The organism is Kitasatospora sp. NPDC048545 (assembly GCF_040651155.1).
Taxonomy (GTDB): domain Bacteria; phylum Actinomycetota; class Actinomycetes; order Streptomycetales; family Streptomycetaceae; genus Kitasatospora.
On sequence record NZ_JBEZIQ010000183.1, the window covers coordinates 1 to 1,253 of the forward strand.

Annotated in this window: 1 protein-coding gene; it reads left to right on the forward strand. The window is 68.0% G+C overall.

The genetic code is table 11. The features are described 5' to 3' along the window. Positions 1-367: 367 nt before the first annotated feature. A complete protein-coding gene (locus tag AB0D10_RS46380) occupies positions 368-1,099 on the forward strand; it encodes an IS5 family transposase (protein WP_360269179.1) in 732 nt (243 codons plus the stop codon). Positions 1,100-1,253: the final 154 nt, after the last annotated feature.

Genomic DNA, 1,253 nt, shown 5'->3' on the forward strand with positions numbered 1-1,253 from the left:
GGCACCCCGCTACGACGTCGGGAAGACCGTCAAACGCGAACCCACGCTCGAAGCGCACCTCGCCAAGATCGCGGCGGCAGCATAAAAATCAAGCTTAGAAGCCGTTGTCGTACCGATCTTGATGGACGTGGGTTCGACGGTGGGAACTCGGTCGGGTGGTCTTGCCGCGTGCCGAGCATGAAGACAGGGCCTCTGGTGCAGCTCGGGGTTGTCGAGACCTTGAGCGCGCCAGGAGGCCCTGTTGCCGCAGTTGTACGCCCTCACGCCGGTCGGCTCCAACTCGGCCGCCCGGGAGTGTGATTGTCTCGCCCACCGGTTCGGGAACGCCGGGAACAACCCGCACAGGCGTCCGAGGTACCCCTCGGACATGACGGATGCGGAGTGGGCCGTCGTACGGGACGCGATGCCCGTGCCCTCCTGGCTGGAGGGCCGCGGTGGGCAGCCGGAGGGCTACTGCCACCGGCAGCTGGTCGATGCGGTGCGCTACCTGGTCGCGGGCGGCATCACCTGGAGGGCGATGCCTGCGGACTTCCCTGCCTGGGACCGCGTCTACGCGTTCTTCCGGCGCTGGCGGGACAAGGGCCTGGTCACCGAGTTCCACGACCGGCTGCGGGGCCGGTTCCGCGAGGCGGCGGGCCGGGATCCGGAGCCGACCGCGGGCATCATCGACGCCCAATCGGTGAAGGCGGCGGCGTCGGTGCCGGCCGCGAGCCGGGGATTCGACGGTGGGAAGAAGGTGAACGGCCGCAAGCGGCACATCGTCGTGGACACCCTCGGACTGCTGCTGACGGTGCTGGTCACCGCCGCATCCGTCACCGACCGCGAGGCCGGCGGCACGCTGCTGGAGCGGCTGCGTCAGCGCCACTGGCGCATCACGCGGGTGTGGGCCGACGGCGGCTACACCGGACGCCTGGTCGACCTCGCCCGCGACGTTCTGCGGATCGCGCTGACCGTGGTCAAACGCGGCGACGACGCCACCGGCTTCACCGTGCTGCCCAAGAGGTGGCTGGTCGAGCGGACATTGTGCGCCACGAGGCGCTCTGTTTGTATCCCCGGCTCAGCCGGGAGGAACTCGGAAGGAGGTTCCTGGGCCGAATGACTCACCTGGATCCGAAAGGTGAAGGGGACAAGAGCATGTCAGGAAACCGGTGACCGGGTCCAGTTGTCAGGGACGGTGTGCCGGGCGGCCCGCGCGATATGGCGAAGACTGGATTGTTTGAAGCCCAATCTCCAGAAGATGCAAGTTCCCATCC